The organism is Halovenus salina (genome assembly GCF_026410925.1).
GTDB classification, from domain to species: domain Archaea; phylum Halobacteriota; class Halobacteria; order Halobacteriales; family Haloarculaceae; genus Halovenus; species Halovenus salina.
In genome coordinates, this window is the sequence record NZ_CP112972.1 from 2,847,741 (window position 1) to 2,873,531 (window position 25,791).

26 protein-coding genes and 1 tRNA gene are annotated in these 25,791 nt (G+C 63.5%); 9 read left to right on the top strand and 18 right to left on the bottom strand.

The genetic code is table 11. The features are described from left to right. Positions 1–3 precede the first annotated feature (3 nt). Positions 4–1,068 (top strand): CNNM domain-containing protein, encoded by a 1,065-nt coding sequence (locus tag OSC37_RS14330; protein WP_267162116.1) that lies wholly within the window; start codon positions 4–6, stop codon positions 1,066–1,068. A 6-nt stretch (positions 1,069–1,074) separates the two neighbouring features. On the opposite strand, the gene OSC37_RS14335 is transcribed toward OSC37_RS14330, so the two are convergent. From OSC37_RS14335 to nreA, 5 genes are all read right to left on the bottom strand, one after another. Next, a complete protein-coding gene (locus tag OSC37_RS14335; RefSeq protein ID WP_267162117.1) occupies positions 1,075–2,769 on the bottom strand; it encodes a thiamine pyrophosphate-binding protein in 1,695 nt (564 codons plus the stop codon). Further along, a complete protein-coding gene (locus OSC37_RS14340) occupies positions 2,766–3,086 on the bottom strand; it encodes an EthD family reductase (RefSeq protein ID WP_267162118.1) in 321 nt (106 codons plus the stop codon). Before OSC37_RS14340 ends, OSC37_RS14335 begins: the two co-directional genes overlap by 4 nt. Before the next feature lie 93 nt (positions 3,087–3,179). Then, positions 3,180–3,386: a hypothetical protein gene (locus OSC37_RS14345; RefSeq protein ID WP_267162119.1), complete on the bottom strand. Its 207-nt coding sequence runs from the start codon at positions 3,384–3,386 to the stop codon at positions 3,180–3,182. A 74-nt stretch (positions 3,387–3,460) separates the two neighbouring features. Further along, the gene (locus OSC37_RS14350) at positions 3,461–4,939 is read right to left on the bottom strand and encodes an HPP family protein (RefSeq protein ID WP_267162120.1); all 1,479 of its coding nucleotides are present in this window, start codon (positions 4,937–4,939) and stop codon (positions 3,461–3,463) included. Between the two features lie 56 nt (positions 4,940–4,995). Further along, entirely contained in the window at positions 4,996–6,249 is a 1,254-nt protein-coding gene (nreA, locus tag OSC37_RS14355; protein ID WP_267162121.1) for a DNA repair protein NreA, read from the bottom strand. A 212-nt stretch (positions 6,250–6,461) separates the two neighbouring features. Between nreA and OSC37_RS14360 the strand changes: the two genes are divergently transcribed. Both OSC37_RS14360 and OSC37_RS14365 read left to right on the top strand, forming a co-directional pair. Further along, a complete protein-coding gene (locus OSC37_RS14360) occupies positions 6,462–8,675 on the top strand; it encodes a 5'-nucleotidase C-terminal domain-containing protein (RefSeq protein WP_267162122.1) in 2,214 nt (737 codons plus the stop codon). 78 nt (positions 8,676–8,753) lie between these two features. Continuing rightward, the gene (locus tag OSC37_RS14365) at positions 8,754–10,205 is read left to right on the top strand and encodes an aldehyde dehydrogenase family protein (RefSeq protein WP_267162123.1); all 1,452 of its coding nucleotides are present in this window, start codon (positions 8,754–8,756) and stop codon (positions 10,203–10,205) included. A gap of 75 nt (positions 10,206–10,280) precedes the next feature. Here OSC37_RS14365 and OSC37_RS14370 read toward each other — a convergent pair whose 3' ends face one another. Together OSC37_RS14370 and OSC37_RS14375 are read right to left on the bottom strand one after the other, a co-directional pair. Continuing rightward, positions 10,281–10,415: a hypothetical protein gene (locus OSC37_RS14370; RefSeq protein ID WP_267162124.1), complete on the bottom strand. Its 135-nt coding sequence runs from the start codon at positions 10,413–10,415 to the stop codon at positions 10,281–10,283. A 139-nt stretch (positions 10,416–10,554) separates the two neighbouring features. Further along, positions 10,555–10,755 carry a hypothetical protein gene (locus OSC37_RS14375; protein WP_267162125.1) on the bottom strand — a complete coding sequence of 67 codons (201 nt, stop codon included), beginning with the start codon at positions 10,753–10,755 and terminating at the stop codon, positions 10,555–10,557. A 101-nt stretch (positions 10,756–10,856) separates the two neighbouring features. On the opposite strand from OSC37_RS14375, the gene OSC37_RS14380 reads away from it, so the two are divergent. Together OSC37_RS14380 and OSC37_RS14385 are read left to right on the top strand one after the other, a co-directional pair. Next, positions 10,857–11,384 (top strand): TlpA family protein disulfide reductase, encoded by a 528-nt coding sequence (locus OSC37_RS14380; RefSeq protein ID WP_267162126.1) that lies wholly within the window; start codon positions 10,857–10,859, stop codon positions 11,382–11,384. A gap of 3 nt (positions 11,385–11,387) precedes the next feature. Further along, on the top strand, positions 11,388–12,065 hold the full coding sequence (locus OSC37_RS14385; protein ID WP_267162127.1) for a cytochrome c biogenesis CcdA family protein: 678 nt from the start codon (positions 11,388–11,390) through the stop codon (positions 12,063–12,065). On the opposite strand, the gene OSC37_RS14390 is transcribed toward OSC37_RS14385, so the two are convergent. The 6 genes from OSC37_RS14390 to OSC37_RS14415 form a co-directional block, all read right to left on the bottom strand. Continuing rightward, entirely contained in the window at positions 12,062–12,829 is a 768-nt protein-coding gene (locus tag OSC37_RS14390; protein ID WP_267162128.1) for a class I SAM-dependent methyltransferase, read from the bottom strand. The two genes, OSC37_RS14385 and OSC37_RS14390, sit on opposite strands and share 4 nt — an antisense overlap. A 53-nt stretch (positions 12,830–12,882) precedes the next feature. Then, entirely contained in the window at positions 12,883–13,947 is a 1,065-nt protein-coding gene (locus OSC37_RS14395) for an ABC transporter ATP-binding protein (RefSeq protein ID WP_382186314.1), read from the bottom strand. Further along, positions 13,925–15,763 carry an ABC transporter permease gene (locus OSC37_RS14400; protein ID WP_267162129.1) on the bottom strand — a complete coding sequence of 613 codons (1,839 nt, stop codon included), beginning with the start codon at positions 15,761–15,763 and terminating at the stop codon, positions 13,925–13,927. The genes OSC37_RS14395 and OSC37_RS14400 overlap by 23 nt, the downstream gene beginning before the upstream one ends. Before the next feature lie 13 nt (positions 15,764–15,776). Further along, positions 15,777–16,940 carry a thiamine ABC transporter substrate-binding protein gene (locus OSC37_RS14405; protein WP_267162130.1) on the bottom strand — a complete coding sequence of 388 codons (1,164 nt, stop codon included), beginning with the start codon at positions 16,938–16,940 and terminating at the stop codon, positions 15,777–15,779. Between the two features lie 112 nt (positions 16,941–17,052). Continuing rightward, positions 17,053–17,838 carry an N-acyl homoserine lactonase family protein gene (locus OSC37_RS14410; RefSeq protein WP_267162131.1) on the bottom strand — a complete coding sequence of 262 codons (786 nt, stop codon included), beginning with the start codon at positions 17,836–17,838 and terminating at the stop codon, positions 17,053–17,055. Between the two features lie 42 nt (positions 17,839–17,880). Beyond that, positions 17,881–19,788, bottom strand: coding sequence for a hypothetical protein (locus OSC37_RS14415; protein ID WP_267162132.1), 1,908 nt, complete (start codon positions 19,786–19,788; stop codon positions 17,881–17,883). Positions 19,789–19,894: 106 nt separating this feature from the next. Here OSC37_RS14415 and OSC37_RS14420 point away from each other — a divergent pair, with 106 nt between their 5' ends. After that, the gene (locus OSC37_RS14420; protein ID WP_267162133.1) at positions 19,895–20,221 is read left to right on the top strand and encodes a twin-arginine translocase TatA/TatE family subunit; all 327 of its coding nucleotides are present in this window, start codon (positions 19,895–19,897) and stop codon (positions 20,219–20,221) included. A gap of 1 nt (position 20,222) precedes the next feature. Here the strand turns inward: OSC37_RS14420 and OSC37_RS14425 are convergent, their stop codons facing one another. The 5 genes from OSC37_RS14425 to OSC37_RS14445 all read right to left on the bottom strand — a co-directional run bounded on the left by OSC37_RS14425 (position 20,223) and on the right by OSC37_RS14445 (position 24,528). After that, positions 20,223–21,083, bottom strand: a complete 861-nt coding sequence (locus OSC37_RS14425) for an aminotransferase class IV (RefSeq protein ID WP_267162134.1) — start codon at positions 21,081–21,083, stop codon at positions 20,223–20,225. Continuing rightward, positions 21,080–21,739 carry an anthranilate synthase component II gene (locus tag OSC37_RS14430; protein WP_267162135.1) on the bottom strand — a complete coding sequence of 220 codons (660 nt, stop codon included), beginning with the start codon at positions 21,737–21,739 and terminating at the stop codon, positions 21,080–21,082. The genes OSC37_RS14425 and OSC37_RS14430 overlap by 4 nt, the downstream gene beginning before the upstream one ends. After that, a complete protein-coding gene (gene pabB, locus OSC37_RS14435; RefSeq protein ID WP_267162136.1) occupies positions 21,736–23,214 on the bottom strand; it encodes an aminodeoxychorismate synthase, component I in 1,479 nt (492 codons plus the stop codon). Before pabB ends, OSC37_RS14430 begins: the two co-directional genes overlap by 4 nt. Positions 23,215–23,253: 39 nt before the next feature. Further along, positions 23,254–23,613 (bottom strand): helix-hairpin-helix domain-containing protein, encoded by a 360-nt coding sequence (locus OSC37_RS14440; RefSeq protein WP_267162137.1) that lies wholly within the window; start codon positions 23,611–23,613, stop codon positions 23,254–23,256. A 78-nt stretch (positions 23,614–23,691) separates the two neighbouring features. Then, positions 23,692–24,528: a shikimate dehydrogenase gene (locus OSC37_RS14445; RefSeq protein WP_267162138.1), complete on the bottom strand. Its 837-nt coding sequence runs from the start codon at positions 24,526–24,528 to the stop codon at positions 23,692–23,694. An 80-nt stretch (positions 24,529–24,608) separates the two neighbouring features. On the opposite strand from OSC37_RS14445, the gene OSC37_RS14450 reads away from it, so the two are divergent. From OSC37_RS14450 to OSC37_RS14460, 3 genes are all read left to right on the top strand, one after another. Then, positions 24,609–25,112 carry a YfcE family phosphodiesterase gene (locus OSC37_RS14450; RefSeq protein WP_267162139.1) on the top strand — a complete coding sequence of 168 codons (504 nt, stop codon included), beginning with the start codon at positions 24,609–24,611 and terminating at the stop codon, positions 25,110–25,112. 184 nt (positions 25,113–25,296) lie between these two features. Continuing rightward, entirely contained in the window at positions 25,297–25,644 is a 348-nt protein-coding gene (locus OSC37_RS14455; protein ID WP_267164200.1) for a hypothetical protein, read from the top strand. A gap of 71 nt (positions 25,645–25,715) precedes the next feature. Continuing rightward, positions 25,716–25,788, top strand: a tRNA-Pro gene (locus tag OSC37_RS14460). Positions 25,789–25,791: the final 3 nt, after the last annotated feature.

A 25,791-nucleotide genomic window follows, 5' to 3' on the forward strand; every position in this document is an offset into this window, starting at 1 on the left:
GTGATGGGACCCCTCGAAATCAGCTTGCGAATATTCGGTGGTATTGTTCTTATCGGGGTCAACGCCTTCTTCGTCGCCATCGAGTTCGGGTTGACCCGCGCCCGCCAGTATCCAAAATCGGAGTTCGATACCCCGGGACTCGAACTCGCCTGGGAGATGACAAACGACCTGGAGTTCTATCTGACGACCTGTCAGGTCTGGATTTCCGGCACGAGTATCGCGCTCGGTATCATCGCCGAACCAGGGCTTGCGGCGCTGTTCGAGCCGCTGTTTGCGAACTCCAGGCTCGCCTCTGTCGGGGCCGGCTCGTTGCTGGCGTTTCTGCTCATCAATCTGATTCACCTCACCCACGGCGAGCAGACGCCGACCTACCTCGGCGTCGAGCGCTCCAAACAGGTCTGTCGGTACGGCTCGCGGCCGCTGTACTACTTTTCGAAGATTCTCGCCCCGGCCATCTGGGTCGGTGACTCCGTCGCGAAGGGAACGCTCCGTCTGTTCGGGGTCGAGATGACCCAGTCCTGGACCGAAACCGGCGAGGACGTCATCGAGACACGGGCAGACCTCCGGAACCGGCTCGACTCCGTCCTCGAAGAAGGTGACCTCCCCGAGGAGCGCCGCGATGAGGTGATGAACGCGCTGACCGTCGGCGAGCAGTCAGTCCGGGAGGTGATGGTCTCTCCCGAGAATATCGTGGCGCTGTCGACTGACGACCCGGAGGCCAACTTCGAGAAAATCGAGGACCACCCACACACCCGATACCCACTGGTCGGCGACAGCCTCGAAGAGTTCCGCGGTATCGTCTACACGCCGGTTCTCTTCAGGCGGCGCGACCAACTCTCGAACGGCTCGCTCGACTTCACGGAGCTTGCGGCACCGACGATGACGCTCTCTCCCGACACTGATGTGAGCGACGGCATCGACCAGTTCCAGGCCGAACGTCAGGAACTCGCCTTGGTCATCGAAGACGGTGAGGTCGTTGGCATGGTGACCGTCACCGACCTGCTGGAGGCGATTATGGGCGATATCGCGGACCCACTCGACGAGGACACCCGCGATATGCTGCGCTGAACGGCACTACTCGTGGAGGCCGCCGACAGACTCGTAGAACGACGAGGTGAGCGTGTCGGCCATCTCCTCGTCGCGGTCGATACGGACTTCGACGACGTGGGGCTGGTCGGCCGCTTTGCCTGCTTCGAGTGCGTCGGCGAAGGCGTCGGCGTCGGTGACGCGTGTCCCGACGGCACCGAAGGCCTCGGCGACTTTGACGAAGTCGGTGTCGTGGAACTCGACGCCGGCAATCGTATCCTCGCCCTGCATCTGGCGGACCATCCCCAGACTGGTGTCGTTCAATACGACGAACGTCGGTGCAACGCCGTACTCGACAGCAGTCTCGACGCTGTTCATCGTCATCGCGAATCCGCCGTCGCCGGCGACAGAGATAACGTCGTTGTCTGTCGTCAGCGCCGCGGAGACGCCGGCGGGCACCGACCAGCCCATGCCGCCGACGCCGCCGCTGCCGAAGTAGGTCCGGACAGCGGGCGTCTGGAGGTAGTACAGCAGCCAGAACCGGTTGTTCCCCGAGTCGGCTGTGACGATGGTGTCTTCGTCGACAACGGCCTCGATTTCTTTGACCGCGCGCTGTGGCTTGACGGGTGAGGCATCCGACTCACACTCGGGCGCGTGGAACCACTCGCGTGCCTCGCTGGCCCGGTCGAGCGCCCAGTCGTTCTGACTGCCGCCCGCGTCAGCGAGCGCCGATAGGCTCTCTTTTGCGTCGCCGATTAGGCCCACGTCGGCCGGGTAGACCCAGCCGGCGTTGCGCGTGTCGATGTCGGCGTGGATGATGGTCTGCTCGTCGGGCCGGATGAAATCAGGTGCCTGCCAGTTGGTGTCCATCGGGTTCATCCGACAACCGACCACAAGCAGGGTATCTGCCTCGCTGACGACCTGATTCGCTCCCTCGTGGGCGAACGATCCCATGACGCCGACGGCCCGTTCGTCTGTCTCGGGGAACGTCGACTTGCCGAGATACGAGGTCGTGACCGCACAGTCGTAGGCGTCGGCGACCTCCGCGAGCTCGTCGTAGGCCTGTGCGGCGTGGACACCGTTGCCCGCGATGATGACTGGCCGCTCGGCCGCCTCCAGCGCCTCGACTGCCGACCCAACGTCGGAGTCTGTTGGCGAGGAGTCCCAGTTCTGTGTCTGCTCGGTGGTCTCCCAGGTCGGCGGAATCGGGTCCTCGGGCATCTCCTCGGTGATTGCGTCGCCGTCGAGGATAATCGCTGTTGGCCCGGGTCGCCCGGCGACAGCGTGTTTGAACGCGAGCTGTGTCGACCGGAGCGTCTCGGTCGGGGTCCGTGGGAACCACCACTCCTTGGCGACGCCGTCGAGGATACTTGGGAGGCTGAAGCCGCCGTAATCCCCGCGGGCCTGCTGGTAGGGGGCGAGCGTCGAGTACTCGCCGCGCTCGGAGGCCTCGGTGAGAACGACCATCGGCGAGGAGGAGAGTCTGGCCTCCATCTGGCCCATCATGCCGAGGCTGCCAATCCACGGCCCCTGGCCGGTAAGCACGCCGGGATTCCCGGTCAGGCGGCCGTGCATTTCGGCCATTACGCTTGCCTCTCGCTCGTCGCGGGGGCGGACGACCTTGACATCGGATTCGGGCAGATACTCAAGAAGTTCGATGACGCGGCCGCCGGGGTAGCCAAAGACGTACTCGGTGTCAAGCTCTTCGAGTGTCGCGACCAGCGCGGCTGCTGTCGAGGTCATTGCTCGTCAACGTGGACGCTTTCTTCGACAATCATTCTCGGCCCGACACCGACATCGACGAACTCCTCGGCGTCGGCCTGGACCTCCTGCCCGATCTCGGAGTCGAAGGCTGCACCAAGTGCCGCCATATCCTCAAAGCCGAGTTCGAGAACGCCGTCGTGCTCGGCCTTCTCGGGATCGGTCGGGACCGACGTACTGTAGTACTGGAGTCCCGGCAACTGTTCGGCGAGTTCGCCGTGTTTGCCCCGCCAGCGCTCGACGAACTCCTCGTGACTAATATCGTCTTTCCTGTGGAGAAAGTCGACTATCTTGACCATACAGATGGGTTATCACGCCCTGGCGACTTTGCTGTTCTGGTGGGTCTCTTGGTGACTATCCGCACAGAATGCGGCAATCAGTTCCGACACCGCTCACGAGAAAACGCGGTTGTAACAGACGCCGAGTGCGACCGTGAACACGAGCGCCAGCACGGCCACCACCGCGACCTGTGTGGCGAGTGTGTCAGCGACTGCGAGTGCGATGACTGCGGCCCCGCCCGCTGCGAACACCCGACTTACCACCCGGGCGCGAGTGGAGTCGATTCGCGTCGATTCGAGAAACGACGACTCCGAAGACATCACACAGTTCCTCGTTTCATGCTGGCGGAGGCTTCGAGCGGTCGCTTGTTAACGGTTTCCTCCCGCGGGGGACGCTACCGACGGTCGACGATACCGAGATCAGTGTCGAGTTCCTCGTCGATGCGCTCGAAGGTCGGCGGCGACAGTAGACGGGAGGCAGCACTGCGGTCCTGGCTCGCTCCAATCAGGATGAGGTCGTACTCGCGTGCGTGACGGTCGAGGAACGTCTCGATACTGGACTGGGAGACGCGTGTCTCGATGGTGCCGTCGAACGGTTCGACGGTGTCGGCGAGCATCTCCTCGGCGCGGCGGCGCTCTCGTTTGCCCGAGACACAGGTGCCGACACTGACCTCACCGGTGTCGCCGGCCAGACGCGTGGCGAAATCGACCATGCTGTGTGCGACATCGCCCGCCTGTCGAACCGGGACGAGAATCCGCCGCCAGTGCGTGCGCCCGTTCTCCGACCGGTGAACGAGGACGTCGACATCACCCTGAAACAGTTCACGTGTGAACTGTGTCATTGTTTCCGACGCTGTATCCGAGGGTGACACGACCAGGTCACAGTTGGCCTGACGGGCGGTCTGAAGCACTGTCGACCCCAGCGTCGACCCCGAAGTCGCGACGACAATCTGGCAGGGAACGCCGACCTGCGTCTCGACCTCCATCGCCCGCTGTTCGAGCGTGCTGACAGACTCACTGACAGCTTCCCGCGGATTCATCTCTCCGTCGGGACCGCCGTCTATCGGTTCACCCTCCAGGCTCGGCCCTGTCCTGACGAGCTCCGTACTGCCGTGGTCTTCCAGCAGCGAGCGCTCGGCACGAGCCATCCACTCGTCGTCGACGACATCGAGGAGGACCACTTTGCCCGCCCGGTGAGCCGCTGCGAGTCGTGCGCCGAGCATCGCAGTCGCCCCCGGACTCGGGCCCCGCATCGGAATCAACACGTGGTCGTCACTGCTGGTCGTCTCATAGAGGTACTGTGCGCGCTGTTCGTAGAAGTACCGCCGCCAGCCTACGAATCCCACTGCGACAATTGTGCTACTGAGTGCGGCACTGAACACGAAAAAGAGCGGATGTGGAACGCGGGTGTGAACAAAAAGCGTCACGAGCGCCATCGCGAACGCCGAGGGTTGTTCGACCCCGAACAGCCACGTCACGAGGCCAGTGATGAAGATTGTCAGCGCCGCGGCGGTGGCGTTCACCTCCCCTGTGGGTGTTGTATACAGCAGGCGACTCGTTACCTCCACAGCGAGCCAGCCACAGGTGGCACCCGCAGTGAGCCCACCCACGAACCGCAGCGGCGACGCGTACCGTCCCTGGGGGTTGGCAAACAGGGTGTACGCCCCAGACGCCAGGGGTGGATACACCAGAAAGGAGAGTGCCCCCACCCTGTTCGAGAGTACCGTCACGAGTGCGACGAGTACGGGAACGACGAACAGAATCGAGAGGTGGACGACCGTATTCGTCTGTTCCAGCCAGCGCCGGAGGTCGCGGGACTCGCGGTGCTGGGCCTGTCGCGCCCGGCGGAGAACTGCCTGTAAACGCGGTCCCATCACTTCCGTTCAGGTGAGCAGAATGATAAAACCTTCTGGGTAGCCACGGGACAGCCTCAGAAATCACGCAGCCGAGACTGAATCCCCGCGACCAGTTCGGATTTGCGCCGGAGCGTCCCGAGGGAGACTGGCAGCTGTGGAGCCAGCGTTCCGACGGCGTCATGGAACGTCTCGGCGGTCGCGGGGTCGGACTCGAAGGCGTGGCGCACCCCCTCGCGGATCTGCCAGACACCGACCGGTGCCCAGTAGGCGTCGCTGGCGTGACGAATCACCAGGCTGGTGGCCTGGCGGTCAATCTCTTCGAGATGTTCGAGCACCGCCAGCCGCGAGGCGTGGTACGCGCCGGCTGTTTCATCGACGTAGCCGGTCCGTCCCTCGTAGCTCTCGTAATCCGCCGCGAGGTAGTAGTCGCCCTCTGGGTTGGGATTCCAGATGCTGCCCGGCGCTTTCAGCTCGACCAGCTCGAACTCCCCGTTGCCCGGCGCGAGAATCACCCAGTACTGGTTGCCGATGTACTCGTTGTAGTAGACCTGCACCTCATCGATACTCGAGGCGTTGCGAAGCGAGCCACGCAGGTACTGTCCGACAGTGTCGTCGACGGCGGTAATCGACCACCGGGTCGGGACGAGCCGGCGGTTGTGGCTCTGCCCGAGCGCGCCCGCCGAGAGAATCGTGTTGATGTCGTAGACGTCGAACCCGCGCCGGTAGAGATAGGTCATCGCCCCCTCCGCGGCCCAATCGTCGTCGGCCAGGGTCTTCTGGACCGGGCGCGGGACGGACGGGTTCTCGGCGAGCGTGGCGTCGGTCGCCGTCGCCCGAGGCCCTGTCGGAGTCGAGATGTCGTCGAGCGAGAGGTCGACCTCGGGCGCGCTGTCGAGACCAACCTCGACGTCGACAGGCTGGTCGGCGATAGCGACCTCGCGCTGGACGCCGACGAAGCCGTCCCACACGTCTTCGACGTTCACTTGAGCCGACCGCGTGGAGTTGAGCAGTCCGGTCCGGCGCTGGAGCACGTCGTCGATAGCCAGCCCCTGCTGGTACCACTCCCCGCTGGTGGCGTATCGCGTGGCGTCTGCCTCGTGGTCCATCGGCGATAGAAGTCCCGTCGACACGTCGGGGTAGTTCGACCGGCCGACGAAAATCTCTGGCGCGGTCGACCCGTAGAGTGAATCGCCCTGTACCACCTGCTCGAACTGGCGCTCGACGTCGTCGAGGTGGTCGGTAATCTCGTAGGACTTCTCGCGGGCGAGACGGCGACGCCTGGCGTCCTCATCGCGCTCAAACTCGTCGATAAACTCCTCCAGACGCATCTACCTCGGGGTTGGACGGTCGGCGGTATGAATCTATTGTCGCCGCGGGCCGGGACCGGTTCGACCCCCGCATTCCGGCCCGTACAACAGTCTGGTAGCCGCCAATCTGCGTATCGCTCACGTGTGAAACTGAGTCATATATTTAGATTGGGTGGAATATGTATAGAGAAACATCAAGGTATATGTGCCATCTGGCGCTGGTCGGAGATGTAATGTGGGCTCACAGCTTGCCGGCCGAGACGAATCGAGAGACGAGGAGCTACGTGATGATTCTCGCCGGGGTCGTCCTGGCGGCGCTGTTGCTTGCTGTCTCCGGGACTGCTGCCGCCGGAGGCAGTCCGGTCGCAGAGGTAAATGGGTCTGTCGGCCCTGACGACGGGACGAACCTCACGATTATCCAGTACAACGATATCCAGACGGCGATGGCAGACAACGAATCGATGGCGCGGCTGGTCGGCGCAATCAACGACCGCAAGGCTGCGCTCGACAATCCCACGCTCGTCGTCGGCGGTGGCGACGAGGTGAGTCCGAGTTCGCTGTCGGCGGTCTCGGAGTGGCGGGTCCCGATCGACGCGCTGAACGTCCTGAATCCGGCCGCAGAGGGGCTCGGAAACCACGACCTCGACTACGGCTTCGACCCTGTTGCGAACTTCAGTGCGGAGTCTGAGTTCCCGTGGCTCGTCGCGAACATTCAGGCCGAGGACGGCGGCAACGTTCCGGGAACCCAGAACTACACCATGGTTGAACGTGGCGGCGTCACAATCGGGATTCTCGGACTCGTCGACGACGCAATCGACCCGAAAACGGCCGTCGACTTCGAGGAAGAAGGCTACCAGGTCACTGACTGGTCAGCCGCCGGGAGGCAGGTCGCGGCGACACTCAAAGAGGAGGAGAACGCCGACGTTGTCGTTGCACTCACACACACCGGCGTCCTCGAGTCCAAAGAGATTGCAAACAACACCGAGAACATCGATGCCATCGTCACCGGTGACGACGAAGTGCTCTACGAGCCACAGGTGACATCCGGCACCGTCATCGTCGAAGCGGGCGGCGAAGCAACCCACCTCGGTGAGGTCAACCTCTCTGTCGACGACGGTGCCGTCGGCTTCAACGACGGCAGGCTGTACGACCTCGGTGCGGGCGACTGGTCGATGAACGAGACCGCAGACGAGGTCGTCCAGGCTGGCCGCACCGAAGACCTCGCACAGGTCGCCGGTGAAGCAACGGAGTCGCTCGACTCGACCTTTGGCAACTACGCTGATGACACCGGCTGGGGGCGGGTTATCGGAGACGCCTTTCTTGCACAGACCGGTGCCGACGTGGCGATGACCAACGCCGGCGGCATCCGCGGCAACTTCATGATCGAGGCGGGCGAACTCACCTACGACGACATCTACACCTCGCTGCCGTTCGGGAACACGCTCGTGACCAAAGCGATGACCGGACAGCAGATTGTCGACTACCTCTCCCGGACTGCTGCTCCCTTCGATAACGACTTTGGCGTCCAGCCGGAGCTCCAGGTCGGTGGTCTCACCTACGAGGTCGTCGACCGCCCCGACCCCGAGCAGACGGTGAAAGACGTCTACGTCCAGGGCGAACCAATCGACCTGCGAGAGACCTACGAGGTCGCGGTCAACTCCTACATGGCTGGCGGCCCCATGCTCTCGGAGATGGAGACCGTCGATGAGGACCTCACACTGTACGGTACTGCGGTCGTCAACTACGTCGAAGGGCAGGGAACGATAACCACACCCGAGGAGGATCGCATCCGGCGGACGACCCGCATGCTCGGCGAACCCGACATCTCGCTCGACGGTGACATGGCGACACTCGAATACCAGGTCCCTGACGCTGTCGCCTCCATCGAGGCATCGTCGTTCACTCTGCTGAACGAAAGTACCGGACAGCTCGCTGTCGAGTCCATCGAACTCGACGGAGACACGCTCCGGCTGTCGGCCAACCAGGAGGAGCTGGTGTCGCTCTCCGAGCACAGCGACACCGTCGAACTGTACGGCACGTACAACGACTCGGTGATAGACGACCAGCGAAACGGCTTCGACACCTCACGGCTGAACGGTGACGCCACAATCTCCGAGGCGACGCTTCTCGAAAACGAACTCGCGGACGTTCGGGCGACGCTCGAATCGCTCGAAGAAGACCTTGTCCAGAAAAACGAGGAGATCGCAGACCTCGAATCCCAGCTCAGTGACCGGGAAACAGAAATCAGCGACCTCGAATCCCAGCTCGACGAGAAAGACGAGCGCATCGCGGACCTCGAATCACAACTCGACGAGAAGGACGAGCAGATCGCTGACCTCGAAAGTGACAGCTCCGAGGCTGATTCGGACGGTCCCGGCTTCACACCAGTGGTTGCGGTGCTTGCAGTCCTCGGCGCTGCGTTGCTGGCCGTTCGTCGCCGTGAGTAGCGACTGCGAGACTCGGACATCCGTTGGCCGCCGCGATTGCTAGACCTATACAGTACTGGGCTACGTTGTTCCGGGCGTATGAGCTACGAAGGTCCGACCAGCCTGTACATCGATGGCGAGTGGACGAACGCTGCGGGCGACGAGGAACTCGAATCCGTCGACCCGGCGACAGAAGACCACTACGCGACGGTCGCGGCGGCGACGGCCGAGGATGTCGACACGGCCGTCGAGGCGGCTCGCGAGGCCGTCGCGGCCGGCAGCGAGTGGCGGACGATGGCACCCGGCAAACGTGCGTCGATGCTCCATGATTTTGCCGACGCACTGGAGTCCTGGCGCGATGAGATTACGCTCGCCGAGGCACGCGACAATGGCAAGACACAGTTCGAGGCAAAACTCGAACACGGGATGGTAATCGACACGCTCCGGTACTACGCCGGTTGGGCAGACAAAGTCGAGGGGAGCCAGATTCCCGTCGAAGGCAACCGCATCGACTACACGCTACGCGAGCCTGTCGGCGTCACGGGCCACATCGTCCCGTGGAATTACCCCTTCCAGCTTGCCGGCCGTTCGATTGCGCCGGCACTCGCCTGTGGGAACAGTCTCGTCGTGAAACCGTCCAGCCAGACGCCGCTGTCGGCGCTGTACTACGCCAAAGCCGCTGAGGAAGCCGGCCTCCCGGACGGCGTCATCAACGTTCTCCCCGGCCGTGGAAGCGTCGCCGGCAACGCGCTTGCAGAACACGACGATGTCGACCACCTCACGTTCACCGGCAGCACCGAAATCGGGACCGAAATCGGGGCCACAGCCGGCGAGCAGGTCACCAACGTCACGCTCGAACTCGGCGGCAAGGGACCGCAGGTGGTCTTCCCAGACGCCGACCTCGGCGCGGCCGCACAGGGTGTTCGCTACGGCATCTTCATGAACTGCGGACAGATGTGTTGGGCCGGCTCCCGGCTGGTCGTCCACGAGGATGTTCACGACGACCTCGTTGAGATGGTCGTCGACCAGGCAGACTCTATCCCGCTGGGTGACGGTATCACCGACAACGCACAGATGGGGCCGATGGTCAGCGAGTCCCAGCGCGAGGAAGTGCTCGACTACATCGAGACGGGCAAAGAGGAGGGCGCGACCGTCGCCACCGGCGGCGGCGTCCCCGAGGACAAAGACGAGGGCTACTTCGTCGAGCCGACGGTGTTCACCGACGTGACCAACGACATGACCATCGCCCGCGAGGAGATTTTCGGGCCGGTGCTGTCGGTCATCGAGGTCAGCGACGAGGAAGAGGCCCTCGAAGTCGCTAACGACTCGCCGTTTGGCCTGATGTCGTGTGTCTGGACGAACGACCTCTCGCGCGCTCACGAGTTCGCGCGCGACCTCGAATACGGAATGGTCAACGTCAACGAGACGCCGAACACCTTCCCACAGACACCCTTCGGCGGCGTCAAAGAGAGCGGCACCGGCCGCGAACAGGGCAAATACGCCATCGAGGAGTACACCCGCGTCAAAAACGTCAACATCAACCTCGGATAGCTCTCCCTATTGCGTTCTGTTGGTGATTGCAGCGCAAAAAAAGCGTGTGCTGGCGACAGCCGCTCGCTTCAGCGGCTACTCGTCGTCTTCGTCCCCGCCGTCGGTGACGAGTTCTGCGTCTGCGCTCGCCTCGTCGTTCAGAAACTCGGGGTCGGACTCCTGTTCGGTCTCTTCGCTATCGTCGGCGCGGTATGAGTATCCATGACACATAGTTCACTGTAGCATACGACTGGACACATTTGAAAGCTTCGCCGGCGTACCGCCGGTTCGTCGCCATTTCACGGCCGCTACGTACTATTGTGCCAGAACAGGAGAGGGAAACAGACGGCGCTGACAGACACGTGAGAGGTCACATGTACACGTCGTAGAGCCACTTCACGCCGAAATAACAGAACCACGTCATGTAGATTGTCAGGATTACCAGCCAGACAGAGAATTTCACCATGGGGGTCGGGTAGACGACGTACGCGAACACGAGGAGGAGCGCAGTCGCGAGCAGGGCCAGCCCGTCAAGATGGTCGATAGACGGCGCTTCCATCGACAATTCCATGCGTTCCTGTTGTCGTTGCGGGGGTATCAATGGCGCGATTTCTCCTCGGCTCGAACGAAGCAGATTTAACCGCACGACGGCAATCTCACAAATGATACAGTATGCGTCGTCGCGAAGCACTCGCCGGACTGGGCGCGCTCGGGGTGTTCGGCGGCGGTGCAGCCGTCGCCTTCGGCGGATTCGACTTCTCTGGAAGCGAAGACGAAATCGAGGCGGTCGAACTCCCGCGCTTCGATGCGCCGGGGAGCAGCGCCGGCACAGAGACTGTTCCAGAGCAGGGACAGGTGACCTACGTGACGATGTTCGCGACGTGGTGTCGGACCTGTCGCCGCGAGATGGACCAGCTCGACGAAGCCGCCAGCAGCGTCTCAGATGACGTCCAGTTTCTCTCGGTGACAAACGAGCCAATCGGCGAGACGATACAGCCTGCGGATGTCGTCGACTGGTGGGAAGAGCACGACGGCAACTGGCCGGTCGCCCACGACGAGGACCTCGAACTGACACAGGCACTCGACGCCTCCGGCGTCCCATACTCGGCGGTCATCGACACCGACAACCGCCTGACCTGGGCCGATGGCGGATACAAGGAGTCGTCGACGATTCTCGACCGCATCGACGAGGTCCGCTAGCTCATGTCACTCACCGCAGAGGCCGGCTTCGCGTTCGGCGTCGGGATGACCGCCTTCTTCTCGCCGTGTGTCGTCGCGCTCCTGCCCGGCTACATCGGCTACTACGTCGCGACCGTCGACGGCGAGAGCGCGCCACTCGTCGGGGCGCTCGCTCGCGGCGGCGCAGCGAGCCTGGGTGCCGTGGCCGCGTTCGCGGCCCTCTCGGTTGTTGCTCTCGGTGCTGGCGAGCTACTAGAGCAGGCGATTCCGGTGCTCGAAGTGCTCGTCGGCGTCTCGCTGGTCGTGTTCGGTGGTTTCGTTCTCAGGAAGGGAGCACTCTCGTTTACGATACCGCTCCCAGAGCGACGCGCGGACGTGCTTGGATTCGGTCTCTTCGGCGTGATGTACGCACTCGCCGCGACCGCCTGTGTGCTCCCGTTGTTTCTGTCGGTCACTGTCCTCTCTTTCGAGTTTTCAGTTGCCGGAACTGCCGTCGTGTTGGGGTCCTACGCCGCGGGGTTCGCGTTGCTCATGCTCGCGGCGACGGTGATGACGGCGGTCGGTCGCCGGGCACTGCTCGACACCGCGCTCGCGCGGGCCGGGACGCTGACGAAAGTCGCAGGCGTCGTCCTGATACTCGCCGGATTCGCCCAGCTGGCAATTGCCTACAGCGTCGAGCCGGCAGAGACGATTCCCTTCTAGGATTGTGCGACGACGACGAGTCGGTTCGACTCGCGCGTCAGCGGTGACCCATCTAGCCCGCCGTACAGCGACACCGTCGAGAAGCCGACGCGTTCGAGGAGGCGACGCAACTCAGCGGGGGCGTACAGCCGCAGGTCCCACTCGACCTCGCCGAGATACTCGTAGTCGTCGCCGTCCTGTTCGAAAAGCCCGAGCGTCGTCTCGATTCGCCCGGTCGAGGGGGTGTACTCGTTCCGCTCGACGTGGAGCGTGCCGTTGTCGAGGCCGGCGTGGGACGCACGGTAGTTGCCCAGCGTGTAATCCTTGTTCGAGAGTTCCATCACCAGCGCGCCGTCCTCGGCGACGCGCTCGTAGAATCCCTGTGCGACGGCCTCGTTGGTCGCTTCGTCGAAGTAGCCAAACGCCGTCCACATGTTCGTCACGAGGTCGTAGCTCCCCTCGACGCGGTCAAGCTCGCGCATGTCCCCGATCTCGACGGTCACCGCCTCGGCCACGTCAGCGTCGGCGGCTCGCTCTCTGGCAGACTCGACGTACGCTGGCGAGATATCGAGCCCGCGGACCGTGAGTCCACGCCGGCCGAACTCGACGGTATGTCTACCGATGCCACATGCCACGTCGAGTGCCGTCTCTGGGGTAACACCGTGCTCGTTCAGCAGGGCGAGTAGCTGGTCGACTTCCTCGTCAGTGTCCTCGATGCGACCCTGCATTGTTCGCTCGAACACCTCGGCGTGTTCGACGAACATCTCCTCTGTCCAATGTGTCATAGCTGTACGAACGTACAGACGGCATTTGAGCGTTGTTTTGGTGTGACAACTGTTCACTCGACAGTAACGAGGTGTGCGTCTTCGGGTTCGAACCCGACCGAGACAATCTCCGACGGAGCGGCGTCGGTCCGTGCAAGCAGTTCCTTGCCTTCCCAATCGAGGTGGAGTCGCGTTGTCCACCCGAGGAACTCGGCGCTCTCCAGCTCTGCTCGGAGCTGGTTCGTGGCGCCACCGCGGCTGAATCCTTCTGGGCGGACACAGAACACGGCGGTATCGCCAGATGAAGCCGTCCCGTCGGGAGAGGCGACCTGCACCGTCGTCGGCCCCACGTCGATGTTGAGCGTGTCGCCGTCGCGGCCGGCCACCCTCCCCGAGAAGACGTTGTTGTCGCCGACGAACTCGGCGACAAAGTTGGTCGCCGGCCGGTCGTACACTGCTCGGGGTGTGCCGACCTGTTCGGCCCCGCCGTCGTGCATGACTGCCACGCGGTCAGAGATTGCCAGTGCCTCCTCCTGGTCGTGTGTGACGTAGACTGTCGTGATGTCGAGTTCCTGCTGGAGACGCTTCAGCTCGACACGCAGGCGCTCTCTGAGTCGTGCGTCGAGTGCGCTCATCGGCTCGTCGAGCAAGAGGAGGTCCGGCCCAGGTGCGAGCGCACGAGCGATAGCCACTCGCTGGCGTTGTCCGCCCGAGAGCGCGGTCGGGTCACGGTCCTCGAACCCGCCGAGTCCGACAAGCTCCAGCAACTCCGCGACCCGTTCGTCGGTGCTCATACCACCAGGAGGGTCGGCGAAGTTGAGGCCGTAGCCGACGTTCTCGCCGACGGTCATGTGTGGAAACAGCGCGTAGCTCTGGAAGACGACGCCGATGTCCCGTGCCTCTGGCGGGACGCCGGTTACGTCCTCGCCCCGGAGACGGACCGCCCCTGCTGTTGCCTCCTCAAAGCCGCCGAGCAGACGTAGCGTCGTCGTCTTCCCACAGCCAGAGGGACCGACGAGCGTGAAGAACTCTCCCTCCGAGACGGTAATCGAGAGGTCGTCGACGGCGGTCGTCGTCTCGTAGCGCTTGGTGATGCCGTCGAGCGAGACGACGGGCTCAGAGGCCACCACTGTACTCACCTCCGAGCCGGTCGATGACGACGAAACTGATGCTCGTGACGACGAGCAGGACGACGCCCATAGCGGTCGCTGGTCCGAGCCGACGACCGATGAACCGTTCGATTGCCACCGGCATGGTGAACTGGTCGGTTCCCGTCGCCAGGATGACCGTCGAGGAGAACTCTCCGATAGAGAGGGCAAAGGCAAAGGCCGCTCCGGCGACGACTCCGGGCCACACGAGCGGTAACTCGATATCGAGTAACGCGCGGGTCCGGGACGCACCGAGCGCCCGTGCGGACTCAACGAGCTGGTCGTCGAGGTTCTCCAGGCCCGGGGCGACTGTGCGGACGACGAACGGATAGCCCGCGACCGCGTGGGCGGCGACGATAGCGAGCGCGCCACCGACAGCAATCCGGGTTCCGCCGAGGTCGACGCCGAACACCAGTCCTCGGAGCACCCCGAGGCCCACGACGATGCCAGAGACCGACAGGGGTGCCATCGCCAGCGTGTCCACAAGCTTCCGGCCCCGGTAGTCACGGGTCGTCAACACGGCGATAACGACGCCAACCGGGAGCGCAACCGCGAGCGAACCGAGCCCAAAGAGAAGCGAGTTCCGGATTGCGGGCCAGGGCTGGACTTGGAAGGCAGCGCCCTCGGCCTGTCGTTCGAGGAGGAACTGGTAATGCGAGAGGGTGAACCCGCCCGCGTCAGTGACGCTTGCGAGTATCATGTTCGCAATCGGGAGAACGAACACGACGGCGGCGACGACGCCGTAACAGACGATACCAAGTCGTACCAGAACCGGTTGGAGCGACAACGATGGCGGACGAAGCGGCTTCCGGGAGAGCGGCCGCGCACCCCGGGACTCCATCGACTGGCGTGCCTCGTACCGGAGATAGCCGTACAGAACCGACAGCGAGATAGCGAGTTCGACCAGCGCCAGGCCCGCGGCCTCGGCGTAATTGAGGTCTTGGATGAGCCGGTAGACGAAGTACTCCACGGTGACGTAATCGAGGCCACCGAGCGCGAGGACAATCGGAAAGGTCCCGAACGTGAAGACAAACGTCAGCGTCGCACTCATCAACACGGCGGGATACAACTGGGGCGCGACGACGTCACGGAACGCCCGGAACGGGCTCGCGCCGAGACTCCGGGCGGTTTCGACGGAGCTTGCGTCGACAGACTCCCAGGCCGCGGTCGTCATCCGCGCCACCAGCGGCGCGTTGTAGAAGGCGTGTGCAATGACGATTGCTTCGAGGCTGAACAGCAAATCCAGCGTCGGCAGCCCGAGAGCGCCGAGTGCAGTGTTCAGCGGCCCGTTCTCGCCGAAGGTGGCGACGAAGCCAACGGCGACCATAATCGAGGGCAGAATAAACGGCAAGATGGTCAGCGACCGAATCGTCCGGCGGCCGGGAAACTCGAAGCGTGCGAGTATGTACGCCGCAGGGACGCCCAGGGCGACGCTCGCGACCGTCGAGAGGGCGGCCTGATAGGCGGTGAAGCCGACGATACCGAGCTGGCGGTCCGACGAGAGCAGGTCGCCGGCGACCGCAACCGGCGATTCGCCGTTCAACAGACGCGCGAACTCGCCGAAATAGAACGGGTCTCGCAGAATCTCGACGAAGACATCGACTGTCGCCCGGCCGTCGACGTAGACCGCCTCGACCAACACGGTCGCCACCGGGTAGTAGAAGACGACCAGTAACAACACGAACGAGGCGAGGGCGACCAGGGCCAGTCCGACCCGGTCGACGACCGCGCGAAACGAGACACCTGCTCGGTCGAGATACTCCCGCCACAGCGGTCTGCCGCCGCGCTGTCCCTTACGGGAGCCCATCGCGTACGACCTCTCAGTTGCTGATGAACTGGCGTTCCCAGTCCTCGACCCACGTCTCCATCGAGCCCTGCAGCTCGTCGTAGCTGAACGTCACGGCCTCGGGTGGCTCCTTGGCGAGTTCGTTGTACTCCTCGGAGAGGGTCGCCGTATCAGTCGCCGGGAACGAGACATTCTGCTCGGCGATGATGCCCTGTAGCTCCGAGCCGAGGATGAAGTTCATGAACTGGCGGGCCAGCTCCGGCTCGTCGGCGTTCTGGAAGACGGCCATCCCCTCGGGGTTGGCGTAGGCCTGGTCGTCGAGGAAGCGAATCTGGTGTTCCTCCAGGTCTGCACCGTCTGCGGCGGCGAACACCTGGTCGGTCGAGTACGAGACGACCATCGGTGCCTCGCCCTCCTGCCAGGCGCTGTATGCGTCGCTCCATGAACCGAGAATCTGGACGCCGTTGTCTTGGAGATCTGCCCAGTAATCCAGGTAGCCGTCTTCGCCGAAGCGATGGACGGTGTGGAAGAGAAACGCTCGACCGGTGGTCGCGGTCCCGGGGTTCTGTGCGATGAGGTCACCCTCGTGCTGGTCCTCGAGCAGTCCATCGAAGGTCTCGGGGGCTTCGACTTCGGTCCCGTCGTAGACCGGACTGACGTAGCCGGTGTCGAAAGGCAGCGCACGACCCTCCGGGTCGAACTGGAGCCCGTCGCGGATATCGCCTGCCCGCTCGACGTCACCTGCTTTGGCGAACAGTCCGTCGTCGAGCTCGCTGTCGATACGGACCAGTTCGTCCGTGTTCAGGCCGAGGTACATGTCGGCGTTGAGGTCGACGCCCTGCGAACGTCGCTCGATGTAGTAGTTAATTTCCTGGTCGGGGGCGGCCCACTCCAGCGTCGCGTCGAACTCGGATTCGAACTCCTCTTTGACGCGTGCGCCGGGGCTGACCGACGGGGCATCCAGAAACGAGCTGTAGGTTCCGATGGTCAGTGTCGGCTGCTCGTCGTCGGTCGTCGCCCCGTCCTCTGAACTCCCTTCGTCTGATGTCTCTGTGGCCGTCTGGGTCTCCGTATCGGCCGGTGTATCGGTCTCTTCCGGCGTATCGTCGCCGTCCTCGCCATCGTCGCCACTGATACAGCCTGCAACTGCGGTGACAGCACCCGTTCCAAGCGCAGTCAGTAGTTTTCGTCGTCTCATTACCCGGTGATAACTTCCAGTGGTATAAAAGGCGTGTGGTCCAAGATTCCAGAGCCGTCGCGTCGGCCACGCAGCGCCGCGTTTTCGATGAACTACAACAAATACACAGCGCTCACAGCGTGTCCCGTAGCCTCTCGAACTGGTCGGGGTCGTGGCCGTAGATAACCGTCGCCTCGCTCCGGCGTTCGCGCTCTTTGAGTTTGCGGCGACTCCGTTCCCAGGCCCGAGAGTCGTAGACGAGGCTGGTTCCCATCTCTCTGCCCTCCTCGTAGTTCGGCGCGAGAAAGGCCTCGTCGCCAGCGATGAGTACATCGTCGTCGGTCTCACGGTGGATGTGTGCACCGAGCAGCCCCGGGCTGTGGCCGGGAAGGTGAAGAAGTTCGATGCCGGGCAAGAGCTGTCGGTCGCCGTGGACGACCTGCCAGTCGAGATCGTAATCGAAGTCGGCGGCCAGATAGGCGTCGCCGCCTGCCTCGGTGTTGGCGCTGAGATAGGCATGTTCGAGTTCTCGCCGATGCACGTAGACCGGTACGTCGGTCCCGTCGAAGTGATACAGCCCGCCGGCGTGGTCGAGATGCAGGTGTGACTGGACGACGATGTCGATGTCGTCAACGCCGTAGCCGACCGCTGCGAGTGCTGTTTCGAGGTCGTGGTCGGCGGCGTCTTCGTGTGCGAACGCCTCGAACAGCGGCGCGGGCCAGACAGATTCAGCGTCGGGGTTCGAGCCGGTGTCCCAGAGCACCGTCGCCTCGGGGTGGTCGATGACCATATTCCAGACGGCGTACTCCTCGTAGCGAAGCTCCGGCGACTGCTGGCTTCTGACTGCCGCTACCTCGGCGTCGAGCGCGAAGTTCAGGTCCGCGCTGATTGTTCCTCTGTCGAGTAGATGGATCTCCATACCAATGTATTACGGCCTCGAAAACGTAGCCCTGTCGGTGACTTACTCGTCTGCCGTCCGCCGGAGTCGTCGCGCGAGGACGGTAACACCGGCGGCGGCACCCGCGAGCGCGCTTCCGACGTCGAAGCCGGGACCGTCGCCGTCAGAATCGTCGGGTGTGGTCGTTTCCGTTCCGTTGCCGGCGGGTTCGTTTGGCGTGTCGGTCCCTCCCGGGAGCGCGCTCTGGACTTCGATTGTCCCCTCGACGGAGTCGTTACGCGTCTGGACCTGGAAGCTGTAGGTGCCAACTGGAATCTCCGAAGCCTGCAGGTCTGACAGGGCGACCCTCGTCGACTCGCCGGCTTCGAGTTCTTGTTCGACGCTCGCGAATCTGTCGCCGTCTATCACCATCACCACCTCCTGCTTGCCGCCGTACTCGCCGGTGTTCTCGATACCGAGTTCTATCTCGAAGGCCTCGTCCTGTCTGACAGAGAGATTCGTCGTCGACACGTCGGTAATCTCGAAAGCCGACGGCACCTGTGCCCGTGGAACCGGCGGTTCGTCTGTGACTGCTCGCCACTGCTCTTCGAAGTCGAAGGCTGACAGCCGAGACGGGGCGTCGGTCCCGACGAACTGCGCGGCGTCGAGCCCAGCCAGCGTCTCTTCGTCGACAGAGACGGAGCCGTCTCCTGTTCTGATTCGACCAACAGGGTCGTGGTCGGTCGCGCCCGTGTTCCAGTACGCCCGGCGGAGTTCGGCCGTCTCCTCCTCGCCGAGGAATTCCCAGCCCAGCAGTCCAGCGAGCGCGCCGACCGCGGAGTCGCCGCTCACTGAGCCGACGGTATAGACCTGCGTGACCACGGCGCCGGCCGACCCCCAGCCGACGACGCCGCCGACGTTCGTCGTCCCGGTCACGTCGCCGTGAACCGAACAGGCCCGCACCCTGTCGTAACACGCGCCAGCGAGTCCGCCGACGTTTTCGGTCCCCTCGACTGTCCCGCGTGCGGTAACGCCCAGCAGTTCCCCCCAGCACTCGCCGACGAAGCCGCCGACCAGTCGCTCGCCCGATACGTCACCTGTGGCCGTGCTCCCGGAGATCCTGCCGGAGTGGTCGCCGGCGAAGCCGCCGACTCGCTCCGAGCCCGAGACCGTCGTCGTCGCATCGACACGCCCAACGGCGCTGTTTGCAGAGACCACGCCGAACGCGCCGCCAACGTCGGCGTTTCCGTCGACGCTCCCGTCGACGCTCGACCCGCCGACATTGCCGTTGTTTGCGCCGACGAGACCGCCCACTCGCTGCTGACCGCTCACTTCGACGGTCCCCTCACACTCTCCTATCGCACCCTCGTTTGTCCCAGCCAGGCCGCCGACGGTTCTCTCTCCCGAGACTGACCCACGGACCGTCACGCCACGGACGCCGCCGCCGGTCGATGCGGCCAGAATGCCGGCTGCCTGTCCGGCGACTGTCGCGTCGCTGATGGTGAGGTCGACGACTGCACCTCGGTTTGCGAGCAGGAGTCCCGCACCTGTTTCGTCCGGCCGCTGGACCGTCAGCCCAGATATCTCGTGGCCGTTACCGGTGAGTTCACCGGTAAACGCCCTGGTGCGCGGTCGACCGCCTTCTTCGGAGTCGTCTGCCGGCGGCGCGACAATCGGGGCGAAGCCAGCGCCGTCGTTCCAGTTGGCAGTTGTCGAAGCGTCGATGTCGGTTCCGAGCTCGTACCGCCCGCTCGTGTCACCGCTCATTGCCTGTAGCTCGACGACATCGGTAACGACGTAGGGATTCTCTTCGGAGCCGTCGCCGTCCATCTCCGCCAGAATCTCCTCGTACTCGTCCTCGTCTGGCGCATCTTCGACCTGTCGGCCCGCCGTTGAGCCGGTTGCTCCCGACAGCGAGGCCACGACAGCAACGCCAGCCCCGGTCGCCTGGAGGAATCGCCGACGGCCGAGTTCGTATCTCTTACCGCTCATGCTTGTTGTCTCTCCTGTGGCATGGCTCCGCCTATCTGTCTTGTGTCTTCGTCTGGGTCGCGTCGCCGGCAAAACGCATACAAATCCGGGCATCGAAATCCCGACTATGGCAACTTTCGTACCCGTCCCGCTTTTCATGGGTCCGGTAGAGATGATGCTCGTTGGCGCGGTCATCCTCGTCTTGCTGTTTGGCTCCCGTGCTACGGATATCGCGCGAGAGGCAGGCTCTGCCGCCGGCAAAGTCCGGTCGACCAGAGCCAAAGCCGAAGGCGAACTGGCTGACGTTCGCTCCGACATCGAGGAGGGTGTCGAACCAGTCAAGGAGGAAGTCGAGACCGTCGAGGAAGAGGTTGAATCAGTCGGAGCAGACATCGGCACCGCTGACGACGATGGCACAGTGGTGGGAGAGTCCGACGACCCAGACGAGACGTAGCTCAGTACAGCTCCTCGACGCGCTCGTCGAACATCGCTTGAAGCCGTTTTGTGACGGGACCGACATCGACGGTGTGGTCGTCGACGGCAACGACGGGTCGTATCTCCCACGTCGAGTTCGTCAGGAACACCTCGTCGGCAGCGAAGACCCTTCTTGGTTCGTAGTGTCCGGTTTCGACCGAGATGTCCGCATCACGTGCCAACTCCAGTACGACATCACGGGTAACTCCAGGTAACAGGGGGAGGGTCGTTGCTGGCGTACACAAGATGCCGTCACGCACGAAAAAGAGGTTGCTCGCTGCTCCCTCGGCCACGTACCCCTCGGGGGAGTAAAGCAGTGCTTCGTCTGCTCCATCGAGTTCGAGTCGGGCGAGAATCCCGTTCAGATAGTTGTGTGTCTTCATCCCTGCGGGCATCGCATTGTGCGGAATTTTTTCTGTGTCGACGGTCTCGACGGTCGCCGGGTCGTCCCAGACGCGGTCGCCCTCTTGGCCGCCACGTGGCAGTTCCGAGACGATGACTACGACCGTGGGGTCGACGGTGTCGCTGGGGGTGAGTTTCCCGGGCTGGACGCCGCGGGTCACGGAGAGCCGGACGTACGCGTCGGCAAGATCGTTCGCCGCGAGGGTCTCGTCGATGCGACCGCGGAGATCTGCCGGCGACGGCATCGCGTCCGCGAACCCGAGCCTCTCACAGGTCTCCCGGAGTCGGTCGGCGTGTGCCTCCCACTCGAAGACCTCCTCGCCGTAGGCTCGGACAGTCTCGAAGGCGGCGTCACCGTACATGAACCCACGGTCACGGACGCTCACCGTTGCCTCCGCTGGCGGGACGAGTTCGCCGTCGACGTGGTAGTACTCGCTCATTTGTCACTCACCTCGGCTGGGTCGTCTTCGTTCCGAATATCCGGATTCGCCCCGGTGTCGAGGGCGTCGTCTGCGACGTACTCTCGAAGGAAGTTCCCGACCAACTGAAGGCCGACATCGGTCAGGATGCTCTCGGGATGGAACTGGACGCCGACGTGCGGGCGCTCCCGGTGGCGGACCGCCATGACAACGCGTTCCTCGTCGGTGGTGTGGGCGGTCTCGACGAGCGGGTCGGGCAGGTCACGCCGGTCGACGGCAAGCGAGTGGTATCGGCCGACCTCGAACTCCGTGGGGAGGCCGTCGAAGATACCTTCGCCGTCGTGTGAGACGACCGACGGCTTCCCGTGGACCACCGAGTCGGCGTGCCCCACGTCGGAACCGTTTGCCCCACACAGTGCCTGGTGGCCCAGACAGACACCCAGAGTCGGATACTCACGCTGTCGAAACAGGGGAAGTGAGATTCCTGCCTCCGCGGGAGTCCCTGGGCCGGGCGAGACGACGATGCCATCGGGGTCGAGGTTGTCGACCTCCTCGAGGGTGAGTTCGTCGTTGCGACGGACGAAGACCTCGCCGCCGTGGTTGGTCGTCACCTCGCCGACGTACTGGACGAGATTGTAGACGAACGAGTCGTAGTTGTCGATGACGAGTACGTTCATTGTTGTGTAACTGTCATGCTGCCTTGCTGACCGAGGGCGCGGTCGATTGCGTTTACGAGTGCCCGACCCTTGTCGAGTGTCTCGTCGTACTCCTGTTGTGGCACCGAGTCGTGGACGATGCCAGCCCCCACGCGCAGGAAGTACTCCTCGTCGTATCTGGTGAGCGTTCGGATGATGATGTTCAACGTTGCCTGCTCGTCGAACCCAAAGATGCCGATTGAACCGGTGTAGGGACCCCGTCGAGTCGCCTCCAGTTCGTCGATAATCTCCATCGTCCGGGGCTTCGGTGCGCCGGTAATCGTCCCGCCGGGGAAGACGGCCCCGATTGCATCGGCAAGCGAACAGCCGTCTCGAAGCCGTCCCTCGACCAGGGAGACCAGATGCATCACCTCGGAGTAGCGGTCGACCCGCCGGTACTCGGTCACGTCGACGCTCCCGTACGTACAGACTTTCCCGAGGTCGTTTCGCTCCAGGTCGACCAACATTGCGTGCTCGGCCCGTTCTTTCTCGTCGCCGAGTAACTCGGCTTCGAGCGCATCGTCCTCGGCGTCGGTCTCCCCTCGCGACCGCGTTCCGGCAATCGGTTCGGTCACGAGCCTGTCGCCCTCGCGTTCGAGCAACAGCTCGGGGCTCGCGCTCACGAGGTCGACGCCTGGAAATTCGAGCAGGGCCGAGTACGGTGCCGGATTCACTGTCCGGAGTGCATCGAACGCCGCCACCGGATGGACGGCTGCCGGAGCGCGCAGTCGCTGTGAGATGTTCGCCTGGAACGTATCACCGTCGCGAATGTACTCCCTGACGCGGCGGACTCGCTCGGCGAACGCCTCCTGACTGCAGTCGCTCTCGAAGGTGACCGTCTCCGTATCGACGGCTGGTGACTCGACACCCGGGTCTCCGTCGCCTGCGTCGCGTGCGAGTTCGAGCGCCTGCTGTCGGCCGCGGTCGTATGCCTCCCGACGCGCCTGTTCGTCGGTCGGGTCGTCGACACGTGGGCAGGAGGTAATTCGAAGCGTCACCGTACCGTCGCGGGGCTCTTCCCAGGCAGCGAGTGTCTCGTAGGTAGCGACCTGCAGCCGTGGTAACTCGCGGTCTCTGCTCGTTCTCTCGGGCAGGGTTTCGAGTTCTCTCGCGATGTCGTAGGAAAGCCAGCCGACTGCGCCACAGGGGTACGGAACGTCGCAGTCGCCGCGGACCAGACGCTCCTCGGCGAGTATCGATTCGAGTGCTTCGAGGGAGTCCCCCTCGTCGGAGTCGACCGACCGAACGGCGAGCGGGTCGACGCCGAAGTACCCCCAGCCGGTCTGTCCGCCGGTCGTGGCGAGATACGCGCCGGTGTCGTCTGTCCGTGCCCGACGGTAGGCATCGAAGGGGTCCGAGACGGTGACGCGAATCTCGACCGGGACGCGTGTGCCAGGCTGTGCGCCGCTAGCGGCCGAGTGAAACGCCGATTCTCCAGTCTGGACCGTCGGTTCCATACAGCTACAAAGAAAAGCGTGGGTAACGGTTTTGCGGTCCTACCGGTTTCTTGCTCGTTTCACCCACTCGCTCGCGCGACCCTCCGACGTCTGGGCAGCCTCGGCGACGGTTTCGGCGTCACTGTCGGCCAACGCCGCCACTGTTCCGAGCCCGTTGGACTCGAGTCGGTCGCTGTAGGTGGGTCCGATTCCTTTGATTGTCTCGACGGGCTCTGTGTCCGTCGAGATGGCTTCGTCTTCCTCGGCGGTGGCTGTCGGCTTGTCGGCGGTCGTCGTCTCGGGCTCTCGCTCGATAGTTACGTCCGTCTCCTCGGGCGCGGACGGGCCCGCGCTGGACCCTGACCCGTCCGAGAGCCCGACGAACTGTTTTATTTTCTGTATCAGGCTCTTGGCGCTCATACGACGATCTTAGGCGGGCGGTTACTTAATTGTACGCAGACTGTAATGCGCCCCTCTCTCGGGGTCGATACTATCGCCCTAGTCCTCCCTTTTGCTGTCGGATAGGCGCTTCCGGAGTGCGTCGTTCATCGCAGTGACTGGTGCATCCACGTCGGTCCAGAATTCGAAGGCTTCGACCCCCTGATAGAGAAGCATCCAGGCACCATCGATCGTCGTTGCGCCTGCCTCGGCGGCATCTTGGAGCAGCCGCGTCGACAGCGGGGTGTACACCGCGTCTAACACCGCGAGCCCGGAATGAAGCGCACTCGATGGGACCGGTGAGATGTTTTCCCCCATACCGACGCTGGTCGCGTTGACCAGAATATCCGCCTTCGGGAGCAGATCAGGCAGTGCATCCAGCGACGCCGCGCGTGCGCTTTCGGTTGCGGTGCTGTCGTTCAGGTCGGCCGCCAGCCCCTCGGCCCGCTCGACGGTCCGGTTTGCCACGGTGACCGATACCCCCTCGTCGGCGAGTCCGAACGCTATCGCACGACCCGCACCGCCGGCACCGACAACCACGGCGTCACCGGCGACATTCACGCCGTGGTGTGTCAGAGCTCGGATTGCTCCAACTGCGTCGGTGTTGTGGCCTGTTGGCGGTGTCGTCGAGAAGTCGACCGTATTGACCGCGCCGATTCGGGCAGCAAGCGGTGTCGGGTCGACGGCCCCAAGCACCGCCTGTTTGAACGGAATCGTGACGTTCAGTCCACGAACGCCGAGGGTCTGTGCGCTCTCGATTGCTTTTCGGGCGGCGTCAGCCGGTGGCTCGAATGTGACGTAGCGAGCGCTCATCTCTCGTTTCTGATAGGCTGCTTCGTGCATCGGCGGTGACAGCGAGTGACCGACCGGGTTCCCGATGAGTCCGTACACGTCCATATCCGGGCCTCGCACGCCATCGGCATACGTGCTATGCACGGAGGGGAGTGCTTTTTTCTGGGGCGGTGTTTGGAACAGCTATGCTTGTCGTGCTTGGCGACACCCACAGCACGGGTGGCCTACAGCTGACAGACACAGTCGCAGACGCGGTCGATTCGGCGTCACTCGTGGTTCATGCCGGTGATTTCACCGCAGGCGAGACGCTGCAGTCCTTCGAGCGTCGCGCCCGAAAACTGGTCGCGGTTGCGGGGAACAGTGACAGCAGACTGGTTACAGAACAGTTACCAACTACCGCAACGTTCCGGTTCGGCGGTCGGCAGTTCGTGGTGACACACGGACACCGCCACGACCGCACCTCGCTCTCCCTGCTGGCACGGCAAGAGGGGGCGGACATGGTTATTGTGGGTCATACACACAGGGCGGAAATCGACCACGTCGGGGGGGCCGTGGTCGTCAATGGAGGGAGTCACGCCGACCCGCGCGGAGGCGAACCGACGTTCGCCATGATAGAGCAGACAGGGGCCAACTTGCAGGTAGATATCCAGACGACGAGGGGAAGCACACGGGAGCGCGAACTCCTGTGATCTCTGTACGGGGCAGTGACAGAGGGGGCATAGTTTGTGGGGGTCTGGGGTGAGGGCCGAAGCGGGTCAGCGCATTTTCTGCTATGGTAGGGATAATAAAATAGCCGCCGGAGGCTCAAAGAGTGATTTTACCCATTGTGCGGTGACCGACGGCATTTTCCCGTTCGACATCGAATTTCCACCCGTGACAGCAGTCGACGACTGGGAGCAACAGCTTGCCGAGGCGGGCGACCTCTCTCCGGAACTGGTCGACCGTATCGTCGGCCTCCACGGCGACCGCGCCCAGCGCGCTATCCAGGCCGTCAGTGAGAACCGCGTCAAGGCCTACCGCGATTTCACCGTCGTCGTCGGCCACCAGGACGAGTACGTCGTCGAGAACGACGGCTGCAGCTGCAAGGACGCCGAGTACAACCTCGACTCGACCGACCCCGAACAGCTCTGTTGGCACGCTATCGCCGTCCGCATCGCCCGTGCGCTTGACGAAACCGATGAACACGACATGTGGTACTCCGACGTGCGCGACTTTCTGTGACTGTGGGTCCCCCTCTCACAGACGGCGTGCAACGAAACGCTTACAACCAGGACCCCAGCACGTGTATATGCGGGACCGTGGGGTAGCTTGGTATCCTCCGGGCCTTGGGTGCCCGCAACCCTGGTTCAAATCCGGGCGGTCCCATAG